Origin of the sequence: Maribacter aestuarii, assembly GCF_027474845.2 — a bacterium.
Lineage (GTDB): Bacteria > Bacteroidota > Bacteroidia > Flavobacteriales > Flavobacteriaceae > Maribacter > Maribacter aestuarii.
In genome coordinates, this window is record NZ_CP107031.2 from 2,741,202 (window position 1) to 2,762,968 (window position 21,767).

Here is a 21,767-nt window from a genome sequence, read left to right on the forward strand (position 1 = left end):
TCATAAAATGAAAAAAATACACATCACATGCGCTATACTTATGTACTCGGTTTTGAGTTTTTCTCAAGACATTACAGGCATATGGAACGGAACAGCAAAATTAGGAGAAGACAAAGAAATCAGTTTTATTTTTAATATTAAAAACATTGAAAATGAATATGTTACGGAGTTTTCAATACCCAAGCAACGTGTTACTGCTCTAAAACCTCAAAAAACGACTTTTGAAAATGGTGTATTACTTATAGATGGTGCAAACTTAGGTGTAAAGTACGAAGGTAAATTCAATCAAACATTAAAACAGTTTGAAGGCACATTTACCGAAGGTGTGAATCAACTTCCTTTAAACTTGAAAAAAGGAAAGCTAAAATTGGAAGCTAAAAATAATAGACCTCAAGAACCTGTTAAACCGTATCCCTATAATGAAGAAGAAGTAGTTTTTGAGAATAAGGAAGCTAATGTATCACTTGTTGGAACATTAACCATACCTAAAAAATCTGGAAAATCTCCAGCTGTTATTTTAATAAGTGGTAGTGGTCCACAAGATAGAGACGAAACATTTGCAAATCACAAACTTTTTTGGATAATTGCAGATCATTTAACTCGCCAAGGTATTGCAGTTTTGCGTTTTGATGATCGTGGTGTAGGAAAATCGACAGGTAATTTTAGTAATGCTACTACAAAAGATTTTTCAACAGATGTAGTAAGTGCTGTAAAGTATCTAAAATCAAGAGCAGATATTGATGCTAATGATATCGGATTAATAGGTCATAGCGAAGGTGGTATTATTGCTCCTTTAGCAGCAAATCAAACAAAAGGCGTGTCTTTTATGGTTTTATTGGCTTCTACAGGAATTCCTGGGAGTGAAATATCATTAATGCAGTCTATATCAATGAGGCCTTTTCCTGTACCAAATGAAGCAGAATATGAACGAGCCATTAGAAAAGCAATTAAAATTGCGTCTTCAGACAACGAATTATCAATAATTAAAAAAGAATTGACAAATCATTACAACAAAACGATTGCTCCTATATTAGAACCATTAGTTGGTAATGATGCCAAAGTGAATGAAATTATTGAAGGTTTAATCGAAACAAGAACTACACCTTGGGTTCGCTATTTTTATAATTACAATCCTGCTACTGAAATCGAAAAATTAAAAATTCCTGTATTGTCCTTAAATGGTAGTAAAGATACCCAAGTAAAAGCCAAAATAAATCAAAATGGAATACGTCAAGCTTTGATTAAAGGAGGTAATCAAGATTATAAAATCATAGAATTAGAAAACTTAAACCACTTTTTTCAAGAGTGTGAAACTGGAAAGATGGACGAATATCAAAAGATAGAGCAAACGTTTTCCCCAATAGCATTAAAAGAAATTTCGAGTTGGATATTAGAGCATGTAAATTAATTCGTTCGGATTCATAAAACAGAATGGTTTAAGAATGGCTTAAACTTAGTTTTGTCTAATAATAAATTTTAAATCATGAGAAAATATATAACTGTAGTTCTGTTATTGTTTACAATGATAACTTTTGCACAGTCTGCTTCCAAAAATCAAAAGAATGTGCTCATAATTGTAAGTAGTTACGGTAAAGATAATGGTAAAACACGACCAGGATTTGAGTTTGAAGAGTTTGTAGATGCCTACAATATTTTTACTTCAAATAATAGTAAGGTTACCGTGGCTAGTCCTAAAGGTGGTAGTGTTGTGGCAGATAAATTTGACGCAACCAAAGAAAAAAATAATGCTTTTTTTACAAATAAGAATACAGCTTCCATACTTTCACAAACAGTAGCCACTTCACAGGTAGACGCAGATGACTATGATGCTATCTATATTATTGGTGGTAAGGGTGCAATGTTCGATGTTCCATATGACCCTTCATTACAAGATATAATACTAAATCTATACAATCGAAAAGGTACAGTTTTGGCTTCTGTTTGTCATGGTACTTCTGCCTTTATTAATGTGAAACACCAAAACAATTATATTTTAGATAATGAAAGGATTACAGGATTTTCTAATGAGGAAGAAAAAATTTTTAAGAGTAAATGGATAGATGAATTCCCATTTTTATTGGAAGATGCCGTAAAGTCTAGAGGTGCAAAATATCAAAAAAGTAGTTTTATGCTAGAAAACGTGGTCATTTCTGGCAAGTTTATAACAGGGCAGAATCCAGCTTCCACAAAAGTTTCGGCGGAAGCTGTGGTGAATGCTTTAGGAGTGAAGCCTGTGCAAAGAGCTAAGGATAGTAAAGAGAAGTTAGAAAAAGGGATGCGTTTAATCACTTTTGGTAAACCTTATTTTTTCAATGAAAACTTTCAGTTATTAGTAGCAAAAACACAGCTGAATCTTCAAAACACAGAACAAGCAAAAAAACACTTGAAGAGCTAATTGAAAAAAATCTTTTAAAAGAGGAAGCTACAACGTTACTTAATGGGATTACTAAAAGCTAAATAATGAAGAAAAAAGTTTTATTTTTTTAAAAGTTAGTTGCGCATTAATTTCTATAGTAGTTATAGTTATGGCAACAGCTTATATATGGCCAACGAATACATTACAACCACCAAAATCTTTCGAAGAAACTATCATTAAAAATGTAAGTATTGTCGATGTTAAAACAGGTAAAATAGCTAAGCATCAGTTTGTTTTAATTGAGCACTCTCGTATTACAAAAATTGATAGTACAAATATCATAGTTTCCGATGATGCTTTAATAATCGATGGCACCGATAAATTCCTAATTCCAGGTTTATGGGATATGCATACCCATTCCGATCAACATTCAGAATGGTTGCATCATCCACTGTACATCGCAAATGGCATTACTGGGGTAAGAGATATGTCTGGTCAATTGAATGAAAAGGATAGTTATTGGGTGGGTAGTAAGGAACGTTTGCAATGGAATAAAGATTTAGAACTTAACACCAGGGTTACACCTAGATACGTATTACAAAGCAGTTACCAAATGGATGGTGTAAAAGCCATTCCTGAAGATGCACCAGACTTTTTTAAACTGCAAAATCCATCCCAAGTAGATTCATTGCTACAATTCTATAAAAATGAAAAGGTGGATTTTATTAAGGTGTACCAACAGCTACCAAAGGACACCTATAAAACATTAGCATTAAAAGCACCAGAATATGGGTTGCATCTAGCAGGTCATAAACCCATGTTTCTAAGTTTGGAAGATGCGGTTAACCTAGGACAAAGAAGTTTTGAACACGGACGAATATTCATGTACGAATGTTTCCCGGAAACGGATAGTTTAAAGCATTCAACGAATTGGAAAGCCTATTTTTCTAAATCAAAAGCAAAGATTGTACACCAGTTTGACAGTGTTCAAGCAAAAGCATTGATGCGTTTAATGCAGCAAAAAAAGCTTATTGGACACCTACCTTACAGACCTTGAAGTTTGAGGCCAATGCGCATAAAAATGAGTTTACCAACAATGAAAATCTAAAATATGTAACCAACATTAGAAAGCGGTTATGGTGGAAATATGATACAGACCATAACAAAGAAAAAAATCTAGAAAGAAAAGGTGAAAATGTAAGTGAACAATTTTTTGAAGCTTCGAAAAATCAACTATCCATGGCACATAGAATGGGGGTGCCCATTATGGCAGGAACAGATGTTATGGACTCTTATGTGTTTGCCGGATTTAGTTTGCACGATGAATTATACGAATTGACTTCTGCTGGGTTGACCAACCTTGAAGCTTTACAAAGTGCAACTATGGTTCCAGCCACCTACTCAAATGCAATCGAGGATTATGGAACCATTGAAATAGGCAAAAAAGCAGACTTGGTTTTACTGGATAAAAATCCCTTACAGGATATAAATAATACAAAAAGCATCAATGGAGTACTGTTAAACGGTGTGTATTATGATGAAGAAAAACTCAGAGAACTAAAGGCGTTTACAGAAACGGCTGCTGGTAGTTTTCATATGAATGTAAAAACTTTTGTAAGCTTACTGAACAGTCCTTTAATACGCGTGCAGTTTGCCGATTAATACATGTGAAAACAGGAAATGAATCATTTATCGGAAACAAATAATTAATGTCCTTTTAGTTTATGATACAACTCAATTTAAATAATATTGATGATGACTACTTCGCTTCAGCTTGGGGGCTTTATGAAGAAGCCTTTCCAGTTTATGAGAGAAGAACATTGGAGGCACAATCATGTTTACTGGAAAACCCTATTTACAAGTTTGATGTATTCATTGAAAAGAATGTGTTCATCGGTTTCGTTATGTGGTGGGATTTTGAAGATTTTCAATACATAGATCACTTTGCCGTAACAAAATCTCTAAGAAGTAAAGGTTATGGAGCCAAAATATTGGAAGATTTTATAAAGGGAAATTCTAATCCCACTTTATTAGAGGTTGAATTACCAGATAGCTCAATCAATAATAGAAGAATTCGATTTTATGAGCGACTTGGGTTTAAGTTAAACTTACACGAATATAAGGTCCCATCAAGTATTGATGATCGTAAAATTGATTTATTGGTTATGACGTACCCTAACTCGATATCTAATGAAAGCTTCCAAAAGTTTGTTTCCAATAATCACCCTAAAATTTTTAAATCCTTTTAGGGGCTTGAAATTAGTTTTGATTTTTAAACTAGAACTTTTCTTTAAAGTTGACAATTAATTTTACCTCATAAATTATTAACAATAATAGACCGCTTGTTGTTTTCTTTGGTAATATTTAAAAATGCGTCATAATTTATAGTCTTGCCTCATAATTTATAGTACTGCGCTAAACTTATTAACTCTTGCTTCATAACTGTTTACTGTTGCTTCAAGGTTCATCGCATCTTTGTACCATCAAATCGGAACAGTTATTCTAAAAATTCAAAATCAATTAATTAGAATGCTGTTTGCTGATTAAAAGATTTGGTTCTGGTTTTTAAAGTAGAACTTTTTGGTTGCAAAGTCTATTTAATTTTATCAAAAATCTAATAATTATAACAAAAATGAAAATTGAAAAAAGTGGAAAGGGTCTAAAATTAGGAATAGGGATTATACTAGGTGCTATAGTTGGTTACTTGACCTCAAATATGCAATTGTGGTTTGTTTTAGGGATTGCCATAGGTTCAGCATTAGAATATGGTGCCAAAAAAAATCATAAAAAATAAAAATCACTCATTACACATTCCACTTTTTTTAAGCATTAGCTATTAATGCTTGTAACATCAGAAACAAAAATCAAAAAATCAAAAAGCGAACAATCATGAAATCAATTAAAATGAAAACAATCAAAAAACAAATGGTATCAAGAATGGCTTGCGTAGCCTTTGCATTAGTATCAAGTATAACATACGCTCAAAACGCAAATCCAGAAACAACAACAACACAGCGAGATGGCTTTATTATTGAATTTTCAGTAGGTGGAGGTCTAATCAGTTTAGAAGATAGTGAAGGTATTCAAACGTTCGACACATCTCAAGGAACGTTTGTTTTACCAGATTTAAAGTTGGGCTATATGTTAAATGAAAAACTAGCCATTACTGCCGCAATGCCAGGAAATATTTATGAATTTCAGGATAATGACAGGCATTTCGGAGGTTTTATTCCATCGCTACAATATTGGGTAAAAGATCGTTGGTGGATTCACGGTGGAATTGGTTTAGCAATAGATTCGCCAGCATTATATGATATTAAAGACAATGTAAATGACGATTGGAATTTTGGTTGCGCTGTTATGGCAAGTACAGGTTACGAAATTTACAAAAAGAAAAACTTCGCACTTAATGTGCAGTCAAAACTAGTTTTGGGTCGTGCGTCTTTAGAAGGAGATGCACACAGAGATGCAGTAATCTTTAATATAGGGTTAGGCTTTAGCTGGTTATAAGCTTTAACATAAATAGTGAGTTATCCCCTATTCACAACCCTATTAAAAAGAAACTTTTTATAATTATGAATACAAAAACATTACAAAAACTTGGTGGATTTTGCTCAATTTCACTTGGATTAATCTACATCATAGCGTTTATAGTTTATGGTGGAATATTAGCGTATCCAAAGGCAGACGCAACGGATATTGAAAGAGTAAACTTCTTGTCTGAAAACTATGTAATGCTTTCAACAACAAACTTAATAAGTTATGTTTTATTTGGAATTTTACTTGCTGTATTAGTTGTTTCAATACACCAAAAAATAAAAGATAATTTGCCAAATTTTTCGATACTCGCTTCTGTTTTTGGAGTAATCTGGGTTGGCTTAGTTATAGCCAGTGGAATGATTGCAAATATTGGACTTAATTCTGTCATTAAAATTGGAATTGAGGAGCCACAAAAAGCTATATCAATCTGGACAAGTACTGGTATTGTTTCAGAAGGACTTGGTGGAGGAAATGAAATTGTTGGAGCAATTTGGGTATTACTTTTAAGTATAGCAGCTTTAAAATATTCGTTTTTCTCAAAACCATTGAACTTTTTAGGCCTACTTGTTGCGCTTGCAGGCATTCTAACCATTTTACCTTTCGTCGTATTCAAAGAAATTTTTGGGATTAGTCAGATTGTTTGGTTTGTATGGATTGGAATAGCAATGATTCGTAAACCACATAAATCGTTTGCTCACAAGGAATCAAGTTAATATGCGAACAAAAATTTTTAATTATTCCTAACTAATTGTTAGGTTTCATTCAAACAAGCTAAATGATAAATAAAAGTTTTGAAAAAGCAAAAGAGCAAAGTAAATTATTAGAAAATGATTTGTATAAGAATCCTCAAAAGTACCGCGTATTAACGGGAGATAGACCTACAGGTAATTTGCATCTTGGACACTATTTTGGCTCTATTATAAACCGATTAAAATTACAAAGCTTGGGAATTGAGACTTATATTTTAATTGCTGATTATCAAGTGTTGACAGATAGAAATGTTTTTAATGAAATTTCAAAATTCACCTATGAACTAACTTTGGACTATTTAGCCTGTGGATTAGACCCTGAAAATTATAAAACTCATATTTTTCCACATAGTCATATTCCTGAATTAAATCAACTAACTATTCCATTTCTGACATTAGTTTCCAGTTCAGAATTAAACAAAAATCCAACTGTTAAAGAAGAAATTACTGCTTCAGGACTGAGTAATATTAATGCAGGAATGTATATCTATCCAGTTCATCAAGCTGCTGACATTTTGTTTTGTAAAAGTAATGTGGTTCCTGTTGGAAAAGATCAATTACCTCATATAGAATTAACTCGGAAAATTGCAAAGCGCTTTAATACCAAATTCAATAAAAATATTTTTACAGAACCAGTTGCATTTTTTACTGATACCCCTACTATTCTTGGGTTAGACGGTATTCAAAAAATGAGTAAAAGTCGCAACAATTCAATTATGATAAAGTCAACAGCTGACGAAACAGCAAAACTAATAAAATCTGCCAAAACTGATTCAAGTCGTTACATATCTTACGACCCCGAAAACAGACCAGAGGTTTCCAACTTACTTAAGTTAGCTTCCTTATGTTCAGATAAAAGTCCAACAGATATTGCTGATAAAATTGGCGACCAAGGTTCAGGAAAACTTAAACAGCTAACAGAAGAAGCCATAAACACATATTTTGAGCCTATTAGAAAAAAAGAATAGAGCTTGAAAAAAATAAAGATTATGTCAGGGATATTTTGCTTAAAGGTATAAGTAAAGCGAGAGAAACAGCTATTGGAACGTTGAGTGAAGTCACTGAGGCAATGAATATGAAAATATAATAGCACTACATCCAGCAAAGAACTGAAATCGGACTCGATTCAATCTTTTTATTTTGAAAGAATAGATTTGATTTTGAATGGAATCTCGAAGAACAAATAAAGCGAACGGAAGCATTTCAAAAAAACAAAATAACTAAAACCATTACTTAATTCTACTTTTTCAAGAAGGTAAACTTCATACAAATATCAATCAATCAATAATCATCATTAATCAAAAAACATCATCATGAAAAAAACTTTAATTACCTTGACTTTGTGCGGACTAACATTAATCGCCAAAGCTCAAAACACAAGTGTAGAAAAATCAACATTCGGATTACAAACTGGAGTTCTAGGAATCTGGGCATATAATGAAGCAAAACTATCAAATACCCTAGCACTGAGAACAGAGATTGGTTTTGATTTTGGTATTTGGGAATCTACGTATTATGATGATTATGATTCTCCATTTCTACTAACACCTGTAATAGTTGTGGAGCCAAGATTTTATTATAACCTCGAAAAACGTTCAAAAAACTCAAAAAGAATTGATGGGAATAGTGGCAACTTTATTGCTTTAAAAATGGGTTATCATCCAGATTGGTTTGTCTTATTCAATACTGACGATGCTCCTGTGGTAAGTGATTTTTCTATTATACCCACTTGGGGAATTAGAAGAAATTTAGGTAAACACTTTAATTATGAAGCAGGTCTTGGTGCAGGATTTAGTTACACATTTGCTAAACGTGCTGGTTATTTAAACAACAAAAGTGAAATGGAATTAAATATGCACTTGCGTATAGGATATAGGTTTTAGCAAAAACAATAATAATTTGAATATCAAAATGGAAAAGACCTTCATAACACTACTTATCGCTGGAATACTTTCTTTGCAATCTTGTGATGCAAAAAAACAAAAAACTAAAGATAATAATATACCAACCATTAAAAACCCATATCTGGGACAAAAACCACCAGGATTAAGACCTTTACCATTTGCTCCAGGTCTTGTGTCTACGGATTTGTATGAAGTCAATAGTGCATTCACCCCAGATATGAAAGCGTTTTATTTTATTAGAAGAGGAGAAGAAAATAAAAAATCAGCTTTTTACGAATACAAATACAGCGAAATTAATGGGGAATGGAAGAAATCTGAAATAGCATCTCCATGGATAGGAAGACCGGTAATATCCCCAGATGGACAAACCATGCATTTAGGTGACAGATATTTAAAAAGAACGGAATCTGGATGGTCAGAATTACAAAAACTAGAACCTCCAACTGTAAGTAATGATTCTATGTATATTATGCGCCTCTCATCATCTTCAAATGGGACGTACTATTTTGACACCTATAAAGAGAATGATTCAACGTTTCCAATTCGCTATTCGCGTTTAATTAACGGTAAACATGAAGAGCCCAAGGCCTTACCCAAAGCAATAAATAAAGGAACCTTTTTGAGCCATCCTTTTATAGCACCAGATGAATCGTATTTGTTATTTGATGCTCAAAGAGAAGATGGTTATGGAGATTCAGATATTTACATCAGTTTTAAACAAAAAGATGGTACTTGGGGTAATGGAATTAATTTGGGAGATAAAATAAACACCAACGCCTGGGAAGCTTCAGCAAGTATAACGCCAGATGGCAAGTACCTTTTCTTTAGTAGAAATGTTGGATCAGACGATTTTGAAAATGTAGATGTTTTTTGGGTAGATGCAAAAGTTATCTATGCTCTTAAAAAGGAATAATGAAAAGGAAAGGTTTGTTCCAATTTCAAAATGCGAACTTTTGTACCCCACATTTTAACCAACTTTGCTATCAACAAAAACAATTATGAAAGCAATAGAATGTCTAAAATATGGGGAGGTAGATAATCTGGTGCTAAGTCATGTAAAAAAACCATCACCAAAAGCTAATGAAGTACTAATAAAGATACATGCAACTTCAGTTACCACAAGCGATGTTCTAATTCGGAGAATGAATGAACCTTTCATTCCTAAACTTATACTCCAACTCATATTTGGTTTTGGCCGTCCAAGAAACCCTGTATTGGGGATGGTAACAGCTGGTATTGTTGAGCGTAAAGGTAAAGATGTAACATTGTTCGAAATTGGGGATGAGGTTTTTGCGTATGGTTCAATCTCGCCTACCAAACTTCGTTTTGGTTCTTATGCAGAATATATTTGTTTACCAGAAGATTGGAATCTAGCCCTAAAACCTGTAAATCTTAGTTTTGAGGAAGCTGCAGCGATACCTTATGGTGGCTTGCTTGCTACTCATTTATTAAAAAAGACGAGCATAAACAAGGGCGACAATGTTTTAATTTATGGAGCGTCAGGAAGTATAGGCACAATGGTCATTCAATTGGCGAAGCATTTGGGTGCTCATGTCACTAGTGTTTGTAGTGGTAGAAACTTCGAATTAGTAACTTCTTTAGGAAGTGATAAGGTGATTGACTACACGATAGAAAATGCTGAAAAACAATTGGAAAGGTATAAATATGTGATTGATGCCGTAGGCAACTCAAAATCATCGATACTAAAAGAAAAGAGCAAAAAAGTATTGGCTTTGAATGGCAAATACATATCCATAGATCATGGCACTCCATTAACACCAAAAGAAGCTTTTTTTAATTTAAAAAGGTTAGCAGAACAAGAGAAACTAAGACCTGTTATTGATAGAGTATATTCTTTAGAAAAAATGGCCGAAGCTCATAAATATGTGGAGATGGGTCATAAAAGAGGAAATGTGGTCATCACTATTTAGCTCGCTATGGATTTTCCCAATTTATAAATCATCAACTCGTGCTGAGCCCAGTCGAAGCATCAAAAAACGAACAGTGTATTTTTGTCAAATCAAAAGAAGGAAAAGAAAAAATATAACCACAACTACCACTTATTTCTGACTGATATAATCTGATGTTTAAATTTAACCAAATGAAAATAGTAAAACGACTTTTAAAAATTGTATTCGCTCTCATTGGCCTGCTTGTGCTAATAGGAATCATTACACTTTGGGTTGATTCATCAGGAACAAATTACCTTGAGATTAATAAGAATGAAACTGCATCTAATAATTCTTACCTGATAAAAAAAGTCAATGTCATCCCAATGAATCAGGACACTGTTTTAGTTGATAAAATGGTGTATATAAAAAAAGGAGTTATTGAAAAGATTGCAGACACTATTGAGGTCAAAGGGATTGAAATTATTAATGCAAAGAACAAATACCTAACACCAGGACTTATAGATATGCATGTGCATGTGTGGGATAGATATGAACTCGGACTCTACCTATCCAACGGTGTAACAGCAGTTAGAAATCTTTGGGGTATGCCAATGCATTTAAGAATTAAAGAAGATGTAATGGAAGAAAATATTTTTTCACCATCGTTTTTTACAACAGGACCAAAACTAACAGGCTCTGAATTCATTGGTGATGACAATTTAAATCTAAGTAATCCGAGTGAAGCTAAAGACAAGGTTGTAGAATATAAAGACAGAGGTTACGATTTCATCAAAACGTATTATGGATTGGATAAGGAAGTTTTTGATGCAGTGATTGAACAAGCCAAGATTTCTGAAATGGACATTGTTGCTCACCCTTCTCAAAAAGTACCATTTTCATATCATTTAAACCCACAAATCAAATCCATTGAACATGCTGAAGAAATTGTGCAGCAACCTTTGCAGTTTGATTTAGATACCCTTAAGCTTCAGGCTGTTATTGATTCTATTTCCGCGTCTAAACATACAAGTTATAGTCCTACACTTACGGTGTTTCATAATATTTATCAAATGATGATGGATGATGACATTTTAGATTCAGAATCATTGAAGTATATGAATCCACTCATTAAAATGGATGATAGCAAAAGACAATTTGAGCGTTGGTATAATGCCAAGCAAGAAGATCCTACGACCGTTGAGCGGATAAAAAAACAGCATGATTTTCACATGAACATCGTTAATAAACTGCATGAAGCTGGAGTACCTATAATTTGTGGCACTGATGGTGGTATTGGAGTTACGCTTCCAGGGTTTTCAATTCATACAGAACTGGCCTTTTACAAAGAAGCTGGCCTTTCTAATTATGAAGTGTTGAAAACAGCTACTGTCAATGCTTCTCGAACGCATTCAATGATGAATCAACTTGGAACTATTGAAGAGGGCAAGATTGCTAATTTGTTATTAGTGGATGAAAACCCGCTTTTTAAGTTGTCTTCGCTTAAAAAACCCACCTATGTTTTTGTGAAGGGGCGAAAATTGGACAGAGCGACTTTGGATTCTTTTAATGAAAAGGCAAAAAATCGAAAGAATTTAATAGCTACTGCTCTGAGGTATTTGGAAAACCTAATCATTGAAAAATAAACTACTGGTAAAAATGTATATGAAATCAGAAAAATTAAAATAAGATTTAATAGAAAGGCTTGTTTGCATCATAATTTATAGAACTGCGTCATAATTTTCAATCTATCATCAAACTTTATACATAAGGCTTCATAAGTGGTTAGAAGCATATTGCTTCTTGATAGATATTTGTAGAAACAAAAATTGAGCTATTAATAATAAAAATTAAAGTGTAACAAATACCTATCATCGCTCGTCATAACATTCAAAATACATCAATCATAATCATCAATCATAATCATCAATCAAAAAACGAACAGTACATGTTTTTCAAATCAAAAGAAGGAAAAGAAAAAATCTTATCCCTTTACAATCAAAAGTTGAATGAGCTGAATATTGAATATTCAGAAAAATTTATAGAAACAAAGTTTGGAGTCACTAATGTTATCATTACTGGCGACACTAAAAACCCTCCATTAGTACTGATTCACGGCACAGGAGGTTGTGCACCACAAATTTTAGATTCTTTCCCCAATCTAGCTTCAAAATATTGTGTCTATGCAGTAGATGTGTTAGCACAACCCAATAAAAGTGCAGAGAATCGATTAGACATGAAATCTTTAGATTATGGAAAATGGCTTATTGAAGTAATCATAAAACTAAGACTGAAAGACGTGACCCTGGTAGGCTTTTCCTTTGGAGGTTTCATTAGCTTAAAAGCACTAGTGTTTAATGAAACGACTATAAAACAGGTATTCTTAATTGCACCAGTCTATATTGTTAATGGTAATCCTCTTGTAGGTTTGTTTAAAATGTTCCTACCATTAAAAAAGTTTATAAAAACTAACAATCAAAAGCACATTAAAAAGGTAATGAACGTACTTTTTTCTGAATACGATGATTTTGCATTAGAGTTTATGTCTTCTACGTTTCAACACTGCAATATGGATTTTTCTCCTTTACCAATACTATCTAAAAATGATGCAAATAGAATAAAAACACCGATTACCATTTTTGCCTGTGAAAAGGATATCATGTTTCCCGGAAAAAAAATGATTAAAAGAGCAAAACGAATATTTTCTTCTATAGAAGAAGTTGTTTTGATTGAAGATGCTAAACACGTACCAAATTCAAAGGATTTTAAAAAAATAGAAGATTTAATTATTGATAAAAACAGGCACTGAAATGATACAAGAAATTAAATCTTTAAAATTTCCCAAATCCAATATAATTTCAATAAATGGAATTGAGTTAGAAGTATTTGAAGCGGGTAAAGAAAATATTGGCAATCCAATTGTACTCTGTCATGGCTTTCCCGAACATGCCTTTTCTTGGCGTTATCAAATACCAGCGCTTGCTAAAGCTGGTTATCATGTCATTGTTCCAAATCAAAGAGGATATGGCAATTCATCGCGCCCTAAAGAAGTAACGGCATATGATATAACCCATTTAACAGATGATTTAGTGGCCTTACTTGATTATTACAACTACAGAGATGCTGTTTTTGTGGGGCATGATTGGGGCGCAAATGTAGTTTGGAACCTTGCACTCTTGCATCCAGAGCGTGTCAATAAAATACTAAATCTTGCATTACCTTATCAAGAACGAGGTGAAAAACCATGGATTCAGTTTATGGAAGAGATTTTTGGTGAAGATTTCTATTTTGTTCATTTTAATAAAAAACCAGGAGTAGCAGATGCTGTGTTAGAGAATCATGCAGAAAACTTTCTTCGTAATTTATTTCGTAAGAATGTGCCTCTTGCACCACCAGAACCAGGAATGTTAATGATGAATCTTGCAAAAGCGGAAAAGCCTTTTGGTGAGCCTATTATGAACGACGTTGATTTGTCTGTATTTGTAACGGCCTTTAAAAATTCTGGGTTTAATGGCGCTATTAATTGGTATAGAAACCTTGACCGAAACTGGCACGTATTAGCAGATATAGACCCAATCATCAAACAGCCTACACTTATGATCTATGGTAATCTAGATATGATTCCAAAATTTGAAAGGCTACAGGATTTTGTTCCGAATCTGGATGTGATTTGTCTAGAGTGTGGCCATCACATTCAACAAGAGTTACCACATGAAACAAATGAATCGATTTTAAAATGGTTGGCAAAATTTAATGGTTAAAAAAGAAATGGAAACAAGAATGGTATTTTATAGAGAAGGAGCAGAATTTGTTTGAGACTATAGACAAGCCTTAATTTTTGAATCCATTTAATTAACAATACTAAAAATACGTATGAAACATTTTCTTTTATTCATCGGATTCCTAATGTTAAACGCTTCAGTTTTTGCACAAACGGAAGTATCTAAAATAGAAAACACGCTTTTAAATTATATAAATGGTACTTCTTACAATAAATCTGCACTTATTGAAAAAGCATTTTATACCAATGCAAACCTGTATTTAGAAAAAAGTAACAAAACACTTTGGACCGTTCCTGTCAAAGAATATGCAAGTTGATATAAAAATAAAAAAGAAGGAGAATTTACGGGAAGAATAGGTAACATTTTATCGATTGACAACTTTGAAGGTGTTGCTACTGCAAAAGCAGAAATTATTATCCCTAAGAGTGGTTTAAGATACATTGATTTGTTTCTTTTAAAAAAATTGAAAACGAGTGGAAAATTATTAGCAAAACTGCTAGCAGTGAAAAAAGTAACCAAAATGGTGATAAAATATTATTTATAGTATCCAATGCCTCATTCCATGGAACATCTAAACTTCCAACGGGTAATAGCTTCTCTGAAATTGTTAATGCTTATGATACGTTTAAAAAGGAAGGGTTTACTGTGGACTTCGTTAGTCCATATGGAGGTAGTATTCCACTAGCTTATATTAATACATCTGACGCACTCCAAAAAAAACTGCTTTACAGTGAATACTTTATGTATGCTTTAAAACACACCAAAAAGCCTAAAGAAATTATTGCAAAAGATTATAAAGCGGTTCATTATATCGGAGGTGGAAGTGCAATGTATGATGTGCCTAAGAATAAAGAAATTCAAAAAATAACAATGACCATTTTTGAAGAATATAATGGTATTGTCTCTTCAGTATGTCATGGAACGGCTGGTATTGTTGATTTAAAAACAAAAGATGGGAAGTACTTGGTAAATAATAAAATAATTAGTGGATACCCAGAAGCTTATGAAAAAGAGGGTGCCGAATATTTTAAGCAATTCCCTTTTTTAATTCAAAAGACCATAGAAGAAAGAGGTGGAATATTTAAATATTCTCCTAGAAACTCGGTACATGTAGAGGTACAAGGAAATGTAATTACAGGTCAAAATTATTTATCATCTAAAGATGTAGCATTAAAAATAATCGAAAATTTAAATAATCGAGAAATCAGTCAATAAAATGAAAAAAGCCAACCAAATTTCACTAACATATTTTTGCATAATAGTATTGATGGGTAGTACAGTTTCATGCTCAAATGGTGATAATATTGCAGGTTTTAATCGTGCTTATGTAAGCATACCCGATTCAAGTTTTGAAGCGATACTTATAAAAACAGGTGTAGATTCTGATGGTATTATAAATCAGCAAATGCTAAGCAGTGATGCTGAAGGAATAGCTACCCTTGATTTAAGCAATCTAGATTATGGAGCTATTACTGATTTAACAGGAATAGAAGGCTTCACTAGTTTAAGGAAATTAATTGCCACCCAGCATGATATAGCACAAATTGATTTAAGTGATAATTTAAATTTGGATACGTTAAATCTTGCGGGTAATAAATTGTTAAGTATTGATATTAGCAACAACAGTAAACTAGTTTTACTTGATTTGACTGCTAATGAAATGAATTCAGTAGTTGGATTATCAGAATTAGGTGAATTAAAAGACTTGGATTTGTCTTGGAATTATTTTGAAACTTTTAGTATTTCTAGCGAGTCGTTAGAGGTTTTACATATGAGTAATAATGATTTGTATTCACTCGACATTAGTTCAGATCCAAATCTAAAAAACCTACTTTTAACATCAAATAAATTGCAAAGTTTAGAGGTGATTTCAAATAAAAAGTTAGAAACATTACTGGTTTCTGATAATGAGCTGCAAACTATTAATCTCTTAGAAAATAATGATTTAACGCATCTTTATATCACCAGTAATTCACTGGATAGGTTAAACGTGAGTTTTAATCAAAACCTTATTGATTTAAAAGTAGATAGAAATCCAAATCTGTCATGCATTAAAGTTCTTGATGGACAAAGTATACCACAGATTTCTAAATCAGATTATCAAGAGCTAAATGCTGATTGCAATTAAAAACGCCATAAAACTTTGAGATACAATCTATTTAATTTGCGGGCTTACTATAAAATGCAATAGAACAATATTTCATTATAGTAGACATAAGTAAAATTATTGGCACCCTATTTATTTCGGGATTTTACTATCTGATATTGAGCTTGTGGATATTCATGATAATCAAAGAATAGAGTACTATTATTATAATCAAATTTTGAGATGAATATAACCGAACAACTAAACACCATTAATGACTACTATGCTCCAAAAATAATTGGTGAAGTAAATGATGTTTTTATAAAACTGGTGAAAATACAGGGTAATAAAGTTCCTTGGCATCATCATAAAAATGAAGATGAATTATTTCTTATTATCAAAGGAGCGCTTCTGTTTGAAATAGAAAATCAAGAACCGTTTACCATGAAAAAGGGAGACTTGTTTATTGTGAAAAAGGGAATCAGTCATAAGGTAAGTTCTAAAAACGAATGCCATATAATGCTTATTGAAAATAAATCAACATTGCATACAGGAGAGGTTGTTAATGAAATTACTAAGCCTATTAAAAATCAAATCTAGTATGATAATGAACTATAAAAAAAGGTGTTTAAGTCTGCTATTGTTGTTGATTGTAGCATTCGCTTATACACAACCTAAAGAAGCAGATAAAATTAGGATTCTGTATAAATGATTGATATATAATTAATTATAATGAAAAGTTGCAATTCTGCCACCCCGACCGAGAAAATCCAATCATTAAAGGGTTGGATTTTTTTGGAATCATTGCCTTTTTGTGTTTAAGGAACCCATTTGATATCACTAATATCACATAAAGTGTTTACGTTTGGGTGACTATTTGGTACTAAAAAGACGCTTAACCCCTTCCTCATTTACAGAATAGTAAATAATAGTAAATTTAGATTTAGCTTAAATATTATAAACCCGACGGTTTTAGATTTTTAAAGTACAGAATAACAGTATTTTATATGATTTAATTAGTAACCGCATACGCTACCGTATACCGTGAGCTTCAAAAAAAAATCCGTTGATACTGAATGTAAATCATTCAATTTCAACGGATTAGTTGTAGCGAGAGAGGGACTTGAACCCTCGGCCTCCGGGTTATGAACCCGGCAGAAAATTATATACTGCGGCAACCGGAACCTTTTAGAAGCATCTTGTTACACCTGCAGATGGTCATAGAAAACAATATTCCAGGGGTTGAATTAAAGTATAAGTGGAACATTCCCTGTTTCTATTGCGGGAAGTCGCCCCTCTGCTATATGAACGTTTCTCTAAAGAAAAATTTCGTAGACCTCGGATTTTGGAATTCAGCGTATTTGACCACGCATTTGGATAAAATGGTTTCTGAGAAGCGAAAGGTGGTACGGTCCCTTCGTTATACATCGCTCGAACAAATAGATGATGTGGTCTTGATGGAAGTGCTACAAGACGCCTACGCTGTTAGAAAAAATGGCTTTTATAAGCGTGAAGATTTGCGCTAAAATTGATTCACAACTGTTCTAAGTGCGACCAAGTCCGTCAATAGCTTTTTCATCAAACTTAAATCTAGCATATTGGCGCCATCACTCTTGGCGTTAGCTGGATCAAAATGGGTTTCTATAAAAAGCCCGTCAACTCCGGCTGCAATACCAGCTCTGGCCATTGTACCAATTAGTGCAGGCCTACCCCCTGTTACTCCAGAGGACTGGTTGGGTTGTTGTAACGAGTGGGTGACGTCCAGTACCACAGGTGCGTATTGTTGCATGGTAGGTACACCTCGGAAATCAACGATCATATCTTGGTATCCGAACATTGCCCCACGTTCCGTGATGATGGCTTGTTCATTTCCCGTTTCCGTTACTTTGTTAACGGCATGCTTCATACTGTCCGGACTCATAAACTGTCCTTTTTTAATGTTTACCGTTTTTCCTGTTTCTGCCGCTGCTACGACTAAATCTGTCTGACGTGCTAAAAAGGCCGGAATTTGAAGTATGTCCACATACTTGGCCGCTATAGCAGCATCTTGTTCGGTATGAATGTCGGTAATCGTGGGTATCTTAAAAGTCTCAGATACCTTTCGCAATATCTTAAGTGCTTTTTCGTCACCTATTCCGGTAAAGGAATCCAGTCGGCTTCGGTTGGCTTTTTTAAAGCTGCCTTTAAAAACGTAAGGTATCTTTAAATCATCTGTAATTGTGACAATATGTTCTGCAATGCGCATGGCCATTGTCTCGCCCTCAATAGCACAAGGTCCGGAGAGCAAAAAGAAATTATTGGAAGCGGTATGTTTGATCTGCGGTATTTTGGTAAGGTCCATTTCTTAAATTTTGCATAAAGATAGTATTTAGTTGTGGTTTCCTTTTTAGATTTAGCTCAGCAACCTAGAACCTATGACGAAGAATTACTTCACGATTTTAGCAATTTTACTATCGCTTGGGCTAAAAGCGCAAATCAGTGGTCTAAATGAAAAGGGGTGGGGTATCGTAAATCTGGAACGGCATCAGTTTAAGTTCGATTTACTAAGTCCCGGTATCAGTTATGAGCTTGGTCTTTTTAAGAATGTGAGCGCTTCGGGAGGATTAGGCTTGGGATACGCCACCTACGAAGAGGGTTACGCCTTAGGACTGACACTCCACACAAGGGTAAGGTATTATCATAATTTTAATAGAAGAATAGCTATGAACAAGAATGTTTCGGGCAATTCTGGAAATTACATAGCGGCCGCTAGAAGTATTTTTTTCTCCCAAGCGCGATTGGCAACCAATATTGAGGGACCCGATGATTTTAACTTGGGCGTTTACGGGGTTACTTATGGTATTCAGCGCACTTATGAAAACGGCTTCAATTTTAATGCGGAACTAGGTGCGGGTTATTACCGTGGCGACGGAGTTCCATCGGGTTATGGTCCGCTGTTCAATTTTACCTTCGGTTGGGTGGCGACCAAACGAAAATCAAGAAAACCCACATTTGATTAGAGCATTATTTTTTTGATGGCATCCATGTAGCCTCTACTGACCCGAACAACTTCGTTATTCACCATGGTAATGTCGTAGGACTTCCCATATTTATGCAGTTCTTTCACTTTGTTCAAATTTATGATGGAAGAGCGATGTACCCGTAGAAAGGATTTTGGATTCAATTTATCTTCTAATGAGGATATACCGTAGTTGCTGACCAAAATGTCCTTCGCCGTATGCAATTTTGAGTAATCTCCATAGGCTTCTATCCAAATGATATCGGATACGGCAATAGTGATGAGCTTATCCTTTTTCTCTACCAAAACCCGCTCTGGATATTCTGCTTTATCCATGAGTAGGGATTGTGCCAAAGAGCCCACTTTTTCCGTAGTCTGATTCAGTTTTTCTATGGCTTTCTTAAAGCGATCTTTCGTGTAGGGTTTCAGCAGGTAGTCTATGGCGTGGACTTCAAAAGCTTGGAGCGCATATTTGTCGTAAGCGGTAGAAAAAATAATATTGGGTATTTCCTCTAGCCTGGTCAATACTTCAAAGCCGGTTAACCCGGGCATTTGAATGTCCAGAAAGACCAAATCTGGTTTAAACTTATTTATTTCCTTAACGGCGTCTACCCCGTTATTGACCTCGGCTATCAAGATAAGATCAGGAAAATCCACCATATATTCTTTAATAAGATGTCTTCCAGCTTTTTCGTCATCTGCTATCAGCACCTTTTTCATAGGGAAAATTTAATAGTAAGTCCCTGCGGCTCATTGTCCACTAACTCTAATTGGGAATTATACATCTTTTGTAAACGTAAACGTGTATTTGTTAAGCCTATTCCTTTTTTAAATACCGATGATTTATCCTTAATCCCAATACCCGTATCCGAAATCTCAAATTTCAGCTTCCCTTCACTTTTTTTAATATTTATTGCTATGGAACCCCCGTCGATGAGACTGGCCAGGCCATGCTTAACAGAATTTTCTACGAGAGGCTGTAGCAACATAGGAGGCACCATTTCGTCCAATAGTTCCTCGGGTACGTTAATGTCAATGTCTAACCTTTCGTCAAACCGTGCTTTCTCCAAATCCAAATATTTCTTTACAAACTCCAATTCATCCCTGAGTGGAACCAATTCGGATTGGGAAGCTTGTAATTGGTATCTGAAAAGGTCACTAAGTTGCGCAATCATATTCCGGGTATTTTCATTTTCCGGGGGTATGGAAGCGTTGATGGTATTGAATACGTTATAGAGAAAATGTGGATTAAGTTGTGCTTTTATGGCCGATAACTCACTCTTGAGTGCGGCTTGTCTAAGTTCTCCTTCCAGTATAATTTTTCGCTGGTTTTCCACAAAATAGCGGTAGGCAAAGAAACAGCTAAATTGGAAGAATAGAAAAAGTAGGGGAATATACCAATCCCAGATTTCTCCGGAACCAGTCAATCTATTTTCCCCTATAGCATCAATAATTATATATCTAATTTCCCTTATGAAATAAGTTACTACAGGAAGAAGTAGTAGCACTACCCCAAGTTGTAGTTTCCGTGATTTGTGGCGCAATAGATAGTATCCCAAAAACCATATGACTACAGAACCCAGAAGTAAGAAAAGATATTGCCTTCCCGAGGCAAGCCAAAAACCACGAAGATTCAGCCAACCCCAAAATCCACCTTCAATATAGCGCATGCCGTTATACCACAGAACAATACGATATAGCCATGCAAAGGCAAAATAGAACAGCAATATTGCCCCTACTTCCTTTACGGTAGAATTATTAAATACGGTATTTTGTTTTTTGAGCATTACTGAGTTCTATAATTTCATTAAATATCAAAGACATACCAAAACGCGCCATCTTCTGGGTCAAAACTTACTTTTAAAAGACCCTCTGGCGTTTCCACAAGATAATGATTTGTTACGTGAACCTCTTCGTTATCCAACCAGGCCCTAACGTTACCATCCTCATATTTAAAGACAAGACCGTTGTTGAAAACCGCCAATACATTATAGCGTTCCGGATTCTTTTTTGAATACATAATTTCTTTCCGCTCAAGTGATGGGGAATCATCCTTTGGTTCATACCATACAGTTTCTGAATTCTCATCTATTTCTGGTGTCCAGTTCCTTCGTTCTACCGGGAGTATGAAGATCTCTAAAATACCCCCATCACTTTTCAGGATTTCGGGCTCTGTTTGCCATGGAGTGGCAATGGACAAGGTGTAATCACCTTTTAGTGTAACCGCATCATTTTTTGTAATCATAGTCTTATTTCCTACACTATCAATTACGGTAATCTCCGCATTTTCAGGATAGTTATAAGTAGTGTTATCATTCTTGACAACCAGCGCAAAATAATCTTGTGCCGAAACGAAGTAACTTAGAAATAAAGACAGTAGTAATAGTATAATTCTCATAATAGTTTATTTTTTGATTCTCACCCAAATCTAAGGGACCAACCTTATTTTTGAAAGCACTTTCA

25 protein-coding genes are annotated in these 21,767 nt (G+C 34.2%); 21 read left to right on the forward strand and 4 right to left on the reverse strand.

Annotated features, from left to right (window positions below):
• The first annotated feature begins 7 nt into the window (after positions 1-7).
• From N8A89_RS12430 to N8A89_RS12525, 20 genes are all read left to right on the forward strand, one after another.
• Complete coding sequence (locus N8A89_RS12430) at positions 8-1,408, forward strand: alpha/beta hydrolase family protein (RefSeq protein WP_289644395.1); 1,401 nt, start codon at positions 8-10, stop codon at positions 1,406-1,408.
• 75 nt (positions 1,409-1,483) lie between these two features.
• A complete protein-coding gene (locus N8A89_RS12435; RefSeq protein WP_281542544.1) occupies positions 1,484-2,395 on the forward strand; it encodes a type 1 glutamine amidotransferase domain-containing protein in 912 nt (303 codons plus the stop codon).
• Between the two features lie 130 nt (positions 2,396-2,525).
• On the forward strand, positions 2,526-3,413 hold the full coding sequence (locus N8A89_RS12440) for an amidohydrolase family protein (protein ID WP_281542545.1): 888 nt from the start codon (positions 2,526-2,528) through the stop codon (positions 3,411-3,413).
• Complete coding sequence (locus N8A89_RS12445) at positions 3,410-4,018, forward strand: amidohydrolase family protein (protein ID WP_281542546.1); 609 nt, start codon at positions 3,410-3,412, stop codon at positions 4,016-4,018. The genes N8A89_RS12440 and N8A89_RS12445 overlap by 4 nt, the downstream gene beginning before the upstream one ends.
• A gap of 62 nt (positions 4,019-4,080) precedes the next feature.
• The gene (locus N8A89_RS12450) at positions 4,081-4,605 is read left to right on the forward strand and encodes a GNAT family N-acetyltransferase (protein ID WP_054557939.1); all 525 of its coding nucleotides are present in this window, start codon (positions 4,081-4,083) and stop codon (positions 4,603-4,605) included.
• Between the two features lie 383 nt (positions 4,606-4,988).
• Positions 4,989-5,150 carry a glycine zipper domain-containing protein gene (locus N8A89_RS12455; RefSeq protein ID WP_164674148.1) on the forward strand — a complete coding sequence of 54 codons (162 nt, stop codon included), beginning with the start codon at positions 4,989-4,991 and terminating at the stop codon, positions 5,148-5,150.
• Positions 5,151-5,245: 95 nt separating this feature from the next.
• A complete protein-coding gene (locus tag N8A89_RS12460; protein WP_241240862.1) occupies positions 5,246-5,866 on the forward strand; it encodes a hypothetical protein in 621 nt (206 codons plus the stop codon).
• Between the two features lie 65 nt (positions 5,867-5,931).
• A complete protein-coding gene (locus N8A89_RS12465; protein ID WP_054557936.1) occupies positions 5,932-6,609 on the forward strand; it encodes a hypothetical protein in 678 nt (225 codons plus the stop codon).
• A 62-nt stretch (positions 6,610-6,671) separates the two neighbouring features.
• Positions 6,672-7,613 (forward strand): tryptophan--tRNA ligase, encoded by a 942-nt coding sequence (gene trpS / locus N8A89_RS12470; protein ID WP_281542548.1) that lies wholly within the window; start codon positions 6,672-6,674, stop codon positions 7,611-7,613.
• A 345-nt stretch (positions 7,614-7,958) separates the two neighbouring features.
• Positions 7,959-8,528 carry a hypothetical protein gene (locus tag N8A89_RS12475; RefSeq protein ID WP_054557934.1) on the forward strand — a complete coding sequence of 190 codons (570 nt, stop codon included), beginning with the start codon at positions 7,959-7,961 and terminating at the stop codon, positions 8,526-8,528.
• Between the two features lie 28 nt (positions 8,529-8,556).
• Positions 8,557-9,462, forward strand: a complete 906-nt coding sequence (locus N8A89_RS12480; RefSeq protein ID WP_054557933.1) for a TolB-like translocation protein — start codon at positions 8,557-8,559, stop codon at positions 9,460-9,462.
• Between the two features lie 85 nt (positions 9,463-9,547).
• Entirely contained in the window at positions 9,548-10,480 is a 933-nt protein-coding gene (locus N8A89_RS12485; protein WP_054557932.1) for an NAD(P)-dependent alcohol dehydrogenase, read from the forward strand.
• 170 nt (positions 10,481-10,650) lie between these two features.
• Positions 10,651-12,084 (forward strand): amidohydrolase family protein, encoded by a 1,434-nt coding sequence (locus N8A89_RS12490; RefSeq protein WP_054558033.1) that lies wholly within the window; start codon positions 10,651-10,653, stop codon positions 12,082-12,084.
• A gap of 302 nt (positions 12,085-12,386) precedes the next feature.
• Positions 12,387-13,247, forward strand: a complete 861-nt coding sequence (locus tag N8A89_RS12495) for an alpha/beta fold hydrolase (protein ID WP_054557931.1) — start codon at positions 12,387-12,389, stop codon at positions 13,245-13,247.
• Between the two features lies 1 nt (position 13,248).
• Positions 13,249-14,199 (forward strand): alpha/beta fold hydrolase, encoded by a 951-nt coding sequence (locus N8A89_RS12500; RefSeq protein ID WP_054557930.1) that lies wholly within the window; start codon positions 13,249-13,251, stop codon positions 14,197-14,199.
• Between the two features lie 112 nt (positions 14,200-14,311).
• Positions 14,312-14,536: a hypothetical protein gene (locus tag N8A89_RS12505; RefSeq protein ID WP_241240861.1), complete on the forward strand. Its 225-nt coding sequence runs from the start codon at positions 14,312-14,314 to the stop codon at positions 14,534-14,536.
• Positions 14,537-14,865: 329 nt separating this feature from the next.
• Entirely contained in the window at positions 14,866-15,435 is a 570-nt protein-coding gene (locus N8A89_RS12510) for a type 1 glutamine amidotransferase domain-containing protein (RefSeq protein WP_289644396.1), read from the forward strand.
• Between the two features lies 1 nt (position 15,436).
• Positions 15,437-16,348 (forward strand): leucine-rich repeat domain-containing protein, encoded by a 912-nt coding sequence (locus N8A89_RS12515; protein ID WP_054557929.1) that lies wholly within the window; start codon positions 15,437-15,439, stop codon positions 16,346-16,348.
• A gap of 201 nt (positions 16,349-16,549) precedes the next feature.
• Complete coding sequence (locus tag N8A89_RS12520) at positions 16,550-16,906, forward strand: cupin domain-containing protein (protein WP_054557928.1); 357 nt, start codon at positions 16,550-16,552, stop codon at positions 16,904-16,906.
• Between the two features lie 545 nt (positions 16,907-17,451).
• Positions 17,452-17,832 (forward strand): DUF1801 domain-containing protein, encoded by a 381-nt coding sequence (locus N8A89_RS12525; RefSeq protein WP_281542552.1) that lies wholly within the window; start codon positions 17,452-17,454, stop codon positions 17,830-17,832.
• Here the strand turns inward: N8A89_RS12525 and kdsA are convergent.
• On the reverse strand, positions 17,829-18,647 hold the full coding sequence (gene kdsA, locus N8A89_RS12530; protein ID WP_289644397.1) for a 3-deoxy-8-phosphooctulonate synthase: 819 nt from the start codon (positions 18,645-18,647) through the stop codon (positions 17,829-17,831). The two genes, N8A89_RS12525 and kdsA, sit on opposite strands and share 4 nt — an antisense overlap.
• 73 nt (positions 18,648-18,720) lie before the next feature.
• Between kdsA and N8A89_RS12535 the strand changes: the two genes are divergently transcribed.
• Positions 18,721-19,305 (forward strand): hypothetical protein, encoded by a 585-nt coding sequence (locus N8A89_RS12535; protein ID WP_289644398.1) that lies wholly within the window; start codon positions 18,721-18,723, stop codon positions 19,303-19,305.
• Here the strand turns inward: N8A89_RS12535 and N8A89_RS12540 are convergent.
• The 3 genes from N8A89_RS12540 to N8A89_RS12550 are packed head-to-tail and all read right to left on the reverse strand — an operon-like array spanning position 19,302 to position 21,702.
• Positions 19,302-20,024 carry a LytR/AlgR family response regulator transcription factor gene (locus tag N8A89_RS12540; protein ID WP_289644399.1) on the reverse strand — a complete coding sequence of 241 codons (723 nt, stop codon included), beginning with the start codon at positions 20,022-20,024 and terminating at the stop codon, positions 19,302-19,304. The genes N8A89_RS12535 and N8A89_RS12540 overlap by 4 nt on opposite strands.
• Positions 20,021-21,091 carry a sensor histidine kinase gene (locus tag N8A89_RS12545; RefSeq protein WP_289644400.1) on the reverse strand — a complete coding sequence of 357 codons (1,071 nt, stop codon included), beginning with the start codon at positions 21,089-21,091 and terminating at the stop codon, positions 20,021-20,023. Before N8A89_RS12545 ends, N8A89_RS12540 begins: the two co-directional genes overlap by 4 nt.
• A gap of 20 nt (positions 21,092-21,111) precedes the next feature.
• Positions 21,112-21,702: a hypothetical protein gene (locus N8A89_RS12550; RefSeq protein WP_281542558.1), complete on the reverse strand. Its 591-nt coding sequence runs from the start codon at positions 21,700-21,702 to the stop codon at positions 21,112-21,114.
• Positions 21,703-21,767 lie beyond the last annotated feature (65 nt).

What these genes read in the sequence shown, in the direction of transcription:
- N8A89_RS12430 (WP_289644395.1), top strand. Translation starts at nt 8, where the DNA reads ATGAAAAAAATACACATCACATGCGCTATACTTATGTACTCGGTTTTG.
- N8A89_RS12435 (WP_281542544.1), top strand. Translation starts at nt 1,484, where the DNA reads ATGAGAAAATATATAACTGTAGTTCTGTTATTGTTTACAATGATAACT.
- N8A89_RS12440 (WP_281542545.1), top strand. Translation starts at nt 2,526, where the DNA reads ATGGCAACAGCTTATATATGGCCAACGAATACATTACAACCACCAAAA.
- N8A89_RS12450 (WP_054557939.1), top strand. Translation starts at nt 4,081, where the DNA reads ATGATACAACTCAATTTAAATAATATTGATGATGACTACTTCGCTTCA.
- N8A89_RS12455 (WP_164674148.1), top strand. Translation starts at nt 4,989, where the DNA reads ATGAAAATTGAAAAAAGTGGAAAGGGTCTAAAATTAGGAATAGGGATT.
- N8A89_RS12460 (WP_241240862.1), top strand. Translation starts at nt 5,246, where the DNA reads ATGAAATCAATTAAAATGAAAACAATCAAAAAACAAATGGTATCAAGA.
- N8A89_RS12465 (WP_054557936.1), top strand. Translation starts at nt 5,932, where the DNA reads ATGAATACAAAAACATTACAAAAACTTGGTGGATTTTGCTCAATTTCA.
- trpS (WP_281542548.1), top strand. Translation starts at nt 6,672, where the DNA reads ATGATAAATAAAAGTTTTGAAAAAGCAAAAGAGCAAAGTAAATTATTA.
- N8A89_RS12475 (WP_054557934.1), top strand. Translation starts at nt 7,959, where the DNA reads ATGAAAAAAACTTTAATTACCTTGACTTTGTGCGGACTAACATTAATC.
- N8A89_RS12480 (WP_054557933.1), top strand. Translation starts at nt 8,557, where the DNA reads ATGGAAAAGACCTTCATAACACTACTTATCGCTGGAATACTTTCTTTG.
- N8A89_RS12485 (WP_054557932.1), top strand. Translation starts at nt 9,548, where the DNA reads ATGAAAGCAATAGAATGTCTAAAATATGGGGAGGTAGATAATCTGGTG.
- N8A89_RS12490 (WP_054558033.1), top strand. Translation starts at nt 10,651, where the DNA reads ATGAAAATAGTAAAACGACTTTTAAAAATTGTATTCGCTCTCATTGGC.
- N8A89_RS12495 (WP_054557931.1), top strand. Translation starts at nt 12,387, where the DNA reads ATGTTTTTCAAATCAAAAGAAGGAAAAGAAAAAATCTTATCCCTTTAC.
- N8A89_RS12500 (WP_054557930.1), top strand. Translation starts at nt 13,249, where the DNA reads ATGATACAAGAAATTAAATCTTTAAAATTTCCCAAATCCAATATAATT.
- N8A89_RS12505 (WP_241240861.1), top strand. Translation starts at nt 14,312, where the DNA reads ATGAAACATTTTCTTTTATTCATCGGATTCCTAATGTTAAACGCTTCA.
- N8A89_RS12515 (WP_054557929.1), top strand. Translation starts at nt 15,437, where the DNA reads ATGAAAAAAGCCAACCAAATTTCACTAACATATTTTTGCATAATAGTA.
- N8A89_RS12520 (WP_054557928.1), top strand. Translation starts at nt 16,550, where the DNA reads ATGAATATAACCGAACAACTAAACACCATTAATGACTACTATGCTCCA.
- N8A89_RS12525 (WP_281542552.1), top strand. Translation starts at nt 17,452, where the DNA reads ATGAACCCGGCAGAAAATTATATACTGCGGCAACCGGAACCTTTTAGA.
- kdsA (WP_289644397.1), bottom strand. Translation starts at nt 18,647, where the DNA reads ATGGACCTTACCAAAATACCGCAGATCAAACATACCGCTTCCAATAAT.
- N8A89_RS12535 (WP_289644398.1), top strand. Translation starts at nt 18,721, where the DNA reads ATGACGAAGAATTACTTCACGATTTTAGCAATTTTACTATCGCTTGGG.
- N8A89_RS12540 (WP_289644399.1), bottom strand. Translation starts at nt 20,024, where the DNA reads ATGAAAAAGGTGCTGATAGCAGATGACGAAAAAGCTGGAAGACATCTT.
- N8A89_RS12545 (WP_289644400.1), bottom strand. Translation starts at nt 21,091, where the DNA reads ATGCTCAAAAAACAAAATACCGTATTTAATAATTCTACCGTAAAGGAA.
- N8A89_RS12550 (WP_281542558.1), bottom strand. Translation starts at nt 21,702, where the DNA reads ATGAGAATTATACTATTACTACTGTCTTTATTTCTAAGTTACTTCGTT.